At 46.1% G+C, this 5,422-nt stretch carries 7 protein-coding genes and 1 pseudogene; all 8 read right to left on the reverse strand.

The window, feature by feature from the left end; all coding sequences use genetic code 11:
• Nucleotides 1–311: pseudogene (locus AK963_RS33590) on the reverse strand (hypothetical protein); the annotation flags it as partial.
• A 55-nt stretch (nucleotides 312–366) separates the two neighbouring features.
• Nucleotides 367–1,068 (reverse strand): class I SAM-dependent methyltransferase, encoded by a 702-nt coding sequence (locus AK963_RS24980; RefSeq protein WP_066018102.1) that lies wholly within the window; start codon nucleotides 1,066–1,068, stop codon nucleotides 367–369.
• A 250-nt stretch (nucleotides 1,069–1,318) separates the two neighbouring features.
• Entirely contained in the window at nucleotides 1,319–1,672 is a 354-nt protein-coding gene (locus AK963_RS24985; RefSeq protein WP_066018103.1) for a hypothetical protein, read from the reverse strand.
• A gap of 1 nt (nucleotide 1,673) precedes the next feature.
• Nucleotides 1,674–1,982, reverse strand: coding sequence for a DUF952 domain-containing protein (locus AK963_RS24990; protein ID WP_066018104.1), 309 nt, complete (start codon nucleotides 1,980–1,982; stop codon nucleotides 1,674–1,676).
• Nucleotides 1,983–2,076: 94 nt separating this feature from the next.
• Nucleotides 2,077–2,577, reverse strand: coding sequence for a GNAT family N-acetyltransferase (locus AK963_RS24995; RefSeq protein WP_066018105.1), 501 nt, complete (start codon nucleotides 2,575–2,577; stop codon nucleotides 2,077–2,079).
• Between the two features lie 119 nt (nucleotides 2,578–2,696).
• Complete coding sequence (locus AK963_RS25000) at nucleotides 2,697–3,458, reverse strand: hypothetical protein (RefSeq protein ID WP_066018106.1); 762 nt, start codon at nucleotides 3,456–3,458, stop codon at nucleotides 2,697–2,699.
• A gap of 181 nt (nucleotides 3,459–3,639) precedes the next feature.
• Nucleotides 3,640–4,491 (reverse strand): alpha/beta hydrolase family protein, encoded by an 852-nt coding sequence (locus tag AK963_RS25005; RefSeq protein WP_066018107.1) that lies wholly within the window; start codon nucleotides 4,489–4,491, stop codon nucleotides 3,640–3,642.
• A 110-nt stretch (nucleotides 4,492–4,601) separates the two neighbouring features.
• The gene (locus AK963_RS32460; RefSeq protein ID WP_139117649.1) at nucleotides 4,602–4,970 is read right to left on the reverse strand and encodes a hypothetical protein; all 369 of its coding nucleotides are present in this window, start codon (nucleotides 4,968–4,970) and stop codon (nucleotides 4,602–4,604) included.
• Nucleotides 4,971–5,422: the final 452 nt, after the last annotated feature.

A 5,422-nucleotide genomic window follows, 5' to 3' on the forward strand; every position in this document is an offset into this window, starting at 1 on the left:
AAATCAACATCATTAAAACCTTCGGGTAGCTGTGGTCGACGAGACATCTGTTCTAGATAATGCATGGTAATGATGCCTAAGCATAGTTGGCGGCAGCTTAAGGATTTAGAAAATGCGATTGGTATCAGGTGTACCTGACGCAGGTTAGGGCGTGATGGATCCTTCTTTAACAGATAGAGATGCTTGATGGTTTTGCCGGCATGGGCATCACCTTCAACCCCTACACCTTCGATCAAAGTAATGGATGGCTGGTTCTGTTTACTGAAGTTGTGTTCGGCACTGCGACTGACAGCGGTGACAATGGCGTCCAAAAGTGACTGCTCCCTGTTGATCGTTTTATGGTTGCTTTATGCTTAAAAAACGGCTTCAGGCAATGGCTTTGCATTCTACAAAGAGAAAATTCGGGTTCCTGGACAGGTGCTCGTAAGACTCCGGTGAGACCTCTTTCATAACTTCAGCTGGGCAGCCTTCACTCAGGTTGGCAACACACAGGCCTGCATTGGCAATAGCCGTAAACAGCTCAGTCAGGGAACGTCGGTAAAACTGAACCTGAACCGGGTGACCAATGGTGTCCCATTCTTCAACAATCAATTCACGGGAGAAGTAGTTGCCAGAGGGAGACACTTCAAAGTCAACAATGGGATGATGGGTTGAAAAGAAAAATGAACCACCCGGTTTAAGTACCCGCCGGGCATCAGTAAAGAGAGGTGTCAGGTCTTCAATGTAATGAATGGTCAGTGGGCAGACGATCAGGTCGTAGGATGTATCCTGCTCATTCGGGAGGCCATGGCTTAAATCCACCACATAAGCAGTAACCTTATCACCAAACCGGTTCTGAACGATCTGCACCATTTCCGGAGATATATCGCTGGCGGTCACAAGGGCACCCTGACTGAGAAAGTGCTCCACATAGGCGCCCGGTCCACAGCCAAGGTCAAGAATCGTCTTTCCTTCTAACTCAGGCAACATGGCCAGCATGGATGGGCGCTCAAGCAGTGCGTTATAAACATTATCGGTAATCGCCATTGCATACTCATTGGCGTACTGGCTGTACATGGGAGCGCTCATAACAAACTCTTAGTGGCTTAACGGCTCGAAATAATATCGCCAATAAAAAAGCGGGAGAATGGGGGGATTTACGGTTGTTGAAGTAAAAGGGTGTCTATAAATGATGATGATCTGTTCATCACAAAGGCACAGAGACACCAAACAAAGGCACAGAGACACCAAGAGAAAAGAATATCTTTTCTTCGTGTCTCTGTGCCTTTGTGGTTAATAAAGAGTCGTAAGACGAAGTCACCCTACTGATGGCCATCAATTAATTCCGGTCGACCGTAATGGATAACTGGTATTGGTAGGTTTCATTCCTCCGGGCAAAGGCTCTGGGCATCAGTACCCGCAGGGTATACTCATCATCGGTCAGTACAGTAAATGGCTGGTTATTTTCAAGAGCTGCTTCAACCGGCGCAACAATGATGACATCCAGTGCTGGTGTATTGATATCAATGGTCAGCCGGTCATTTCTGGCCAGTTTCAGGGCATAATCGTGGTAGGCATAACCTGATATTTTTCCTTCATGAATAATCTGATAATCACCCTGTTGCTGATTGAGTGTACAACCAGAGAGCACAAACAGCAGTAATAAACCAGAAAGTGTTCTGCACAAACCCATACTATTCCAGTACCTCAACACCCAATATCTCAGTTTGCTTTAATGGACGATTATAGACATGTGGGAACAGCTCACCGGATTTTGCCGGTTCCCATTTCAGTGCATCACCAAAGTCTACTGCAGAAAACTCAACGATATAGAGCGGTTTTATTCCCCTGAAAAACCGGTCAATGACTCCGTTGTATTGCTCTCTGGTTGAAAGATGAATAAATCCATCCTCCAGATCATCTTGTGAACCGGTAAATTCACCGTCATTGTCCAGTGCTGACCATTGTGCTTTTGTAAGTACTTTATAAACTGCATCACTCATATCCAATCCTGATGATAAACAAAAGAGCCAATTGGCAAGAATAGGGCAAAGATAGCTGCTCTTCGCAAGTGACGTTATGTCTCTGCAGTAATAACTATTGAGTGCTTCCGCAGATCCTGGCCATCAGGTACACATCCTCATAACGGCCATTGCGAAAAGCATAATCCCGGGCCGTTCCTTCAATCTCAAAACCAAATTTCTGATAAAGGGCAATGGCTGCAGCATTATCGGTATAAACTTCCAGCTCGATTCGGCGAATAGCCATCCAATTCTCGGCCAGATCAATAACGGCTTCCAGCAGTTGACTGCCAATTCCCTGTCCCTGGACATCCGTGCGCACTGCCATGCCGATATTGGCTACATGACGACGGCGTGGGTTGCTAAATATTTCCATTCCGATCTGTCCCAGCACCAGGTCTTGATCAATGGCTACCAGGCTGATGAAATTCGGGTTCTCCTTGCCCAGAAAGTTTTGCCACTTTTCCAGTGAAGGGTAAGGCAGTTGCAAGGTATTGCTGTATGCCCCTTTTTCGGCATAGAGAGCTCGAATTTGTGGGATATCATGAACTTCGCTGTGTCGGGTCTGAATGGTCATTAACGGTTCTGCAGTTTATCGTTTATAAGAAAGCGCCACTGTTCAAAATTTTACGGTTTAGTCAGTGGTATAAGCATGTCCTTGATTAACAGTGGCTGTCTATGTACATCTTAATTTGCTCAGTCAGCCATTGATTGCACCCGAATATTGGTAAATCTCCACTCTCTTTTTCGCTTCGAAGCGGAGGTAGAAATCTTCTGGGCAATATCCAACTCTGCCAGATATATCGACCGGGTTTTTAGCCATATCTGGCCATTGGTACCGGTGTAATTACAGTCAATGTACAGTGCGTTGCCACTGAACAGCGGATTGTACTCACTGGCTGGGAAAGCATCACCGGTGCTGCAGTGTAACCCTTCCTCATAACTACCCACCTGATGACTGTCTACCGTATATCGGAATGTGTATTCGGTATTCTCACTGATTTTCCCGAGGCTGCTGCTGGTCTCTGAGAAAGAAGTGATGGTTTTGGGGGGATCCATTCTTTCCCTCGACGTGATCAAATCGTGATATATCAGGTCGAAAAGACCGTAATAGCCCAGGGTGTACTCCGAGAGGAAATGTATGTCGTTATTCACGTCTTTTATGACCGCTCGGTTCAGGCCGTTATCCAGCACATAGACGGTTTCTTCTTTAGCAAATGCGCTTTCTTTGCCATCCTCGATATTGATCATGGTTTTCTCAATATCCACCGTCCGGGTCACGTTCCCCTCAACCAGTCCCCCAAACGCTTGTTGCACGTCCTGGGGAACATTTTGCACGGATAGATTGTCCTGCATGTAACGGTCATCGTTGGCCAGTACATCCTTTACCAGTGGCTGTTGTGCCGCGCACCCTGACAGTAATACCGCACAAGCGACCAGAGCACATTGTTTATTCATTGTTATTGGTCTCAATAAGATATTCTAAGAAAAAGCAGATTGGATCATACGGTGAATGAATAAAAACTCAGAGAATTTGTTGGTTATTGACGCTATTTTTTTGATCACAAAGACAAAGGCATATAACGTCTTTCTTCGTGCCTCTGTGTCTCTGTGGTTAAAAAACATCTCGCAGACACCTTCAGCCCAGTAACCATTCAGTACTTTCCTGCCATGCCTGTCGGTTCATGCTTTTTTTGAAAAAACCAAAGTGGTCAATGGACTTCATCTGGTAATCCCTAGGGTTCAGGATTTTTACATGACTGTCCGCATTACTGAACAGCTTCTCAAGCTGATAAACTGCGGTGGGTGGTGCAAAACGTCGATCGTCGGCTATACCGTAAAAGCGCATCTTCCCGGTAAACCCCCGGAAACCATCCCGTAATGGTCGTCCATCCAGATCAGCAATATACGATTTTTTGCGACCAAAACGGCTCCAGTCACGGGCAACCTGTCGGGGGAGATACTCTGCCCCCAGCACCCATTTGGGCAAACCGCCCGTCAGGGTATAGAACAATGGCAGCACACCAAAGAAAAACGCGATGGTTAATGGCCGGTCTTTCAATGGCCAGTGCTTCCAGTAAATATGCTGTGATGCGATGTTTAAAAATCCGGAGTAGCGGTTATTATCCGGCAAAATGCCCAGCAGCTGGCCACCCATGGAGTGGCCAATACCTTTTACCGTCAACTGCGGGTGGCGCTGGATAAAGTCCGTCAGCACCGCATCCATATCCCGTTGCCCCCAGTGGAGCATGCTGGGTGCAGGAGCGTCGCTGTTTACCGACTGGCTCTCACCAATACCCCGAAACTCATAGGTCAGCACCGTAAAACCCTGTTGGCATAAGAACTCGGCATAGGCCTGATAATACTTTCGCACAACGCCAGTAGCACCATTAATGATTAAGCCAATACCATTGGCATGCCTTGGTAGAAACTCGGTGCCAGCAAGGTGAAATCCATCACGGGTGTCGATAATTATTGTTTTTATATCCATTGATACGTTTTTTTGGGGTTTATATCTCAAGCAGTCAAGAATGCCCGTCACTGGTGGCCAGTGTCAAAGGCTTAGGAATGAGTTGGGAATATATTGGCTTCTATTTTTGATCAGTTGAAGGAGAAACGTAAGGTTGAATTTGGTGAGCATTGATTCAAACCATGTAAGAGGTCAGAAAGCTGCTGTTGGTTTAATCCACACGAAAAGGTCAGATGTTCTGCACCATTATCCGTCACCGTACGAGCATCACAGGACAGTTTGCAGAGTAAAGGATGGGTTGGTTGATTGAGTTTAATGGTCAAAACCCGTTGCAATTTCGTTTTGCCTACTCCTTCAGCGGTTAAAATGAGTCTATTGCTCTCCTTGTCAATCGTCGTCGATAACCTGATATGCCCAACTTGTAGAACACCACCATCATCGGTAAATAGCGGCTTGGACTGTTCTACTGTTGGAAACAGGGCAACCTTCCCTAGCTTCAAGGTACTATCGTGTGAATCAGAGGGGCTTGGAGGTGTAGTTGCTTTTACTCTTCGAAATACGACAGAGCCGACATCCTCTCGTTGAAGGATCTTGACTGAACCTGTTGTATAGGAAACAGGGGGACATGATAGTTTCCATACTTTTCGGGTATCCCAGGTCACAGTGTTACAAGAATCGTCGGTAAGATAACTCTCAGATGAGGTGTCAACAGGCTCTGATTGCATCAAACCACAGCAATATGACCTGCTCCCGTTATTCATCAGATCAGCATTCATAGGGATTGTTCGCTTACTTGATGATTGAAACTGTCTTTTAGATCCCTATCAGGGCTTACGCACGAGTATTCTCATTTGCATTTAGCGATTAACTTTAGCCAAGTTCTATTTCCACCGGATTACAGATATAGTCGCTGATTTTTGATCTCTAAATGCTTAAGCCTGCCCCTCTCATC

The organism is Endozoicomonas atrinae (assembly GCF_001647025.1).
Lineage (GTDB): Bacteria > Pseudomonadota > Gammaproteobacteria > Pseudomonadales > Endozoicomonadaceae > Endozoicomonas > Endozoicomonas atrinae.

Bases quoted from the DNA above. Each gene is read 5' to 3' on its own strand.
- AK963_RS24980 (WP_066018102.1), bottom strand. From the start codon at position 1,068: ATGAGCGCTCCCATGTACAGCCAGTACGCCAATGAGTATGCAATGGCG.
- AK963_RS24985 (WP_066018103.1), bottom strand. From the start codon at position 1,672: ATGGGTTTGTGCAGAACACTTTCTGGTTTATTACTGCTGTTTGTGCTC.
- AK963_RS24990 (WP_066018104.1), bottom strand. From the start codon at position 1,982: ATGAGTGATGCAGTTTATAAAGTACTTACAAAAGCACAATGGTCAGCA.
- AK963_RS24995 (WP_066018105.1), bottom strand. From the start codon at position 2,577: ATGACCATTCAGACCCGACACAGCGAAGTTCATGATATCCCACAAATT.
- AK963_RS25000 (WP_066018106.1), bottom strand. From the start codon at position 3,458: ATGAATAAACAATGTGCTCTGGTCGCTTGTGCGGTATTACTGTCAGGG.
- AK963_RS25005 (WP_066018107.1), bottom strand. From the start codon at position 4,491: ATGGATATAAAAACAATAATTATCGACACCCGTGATGGATTTCACCTT.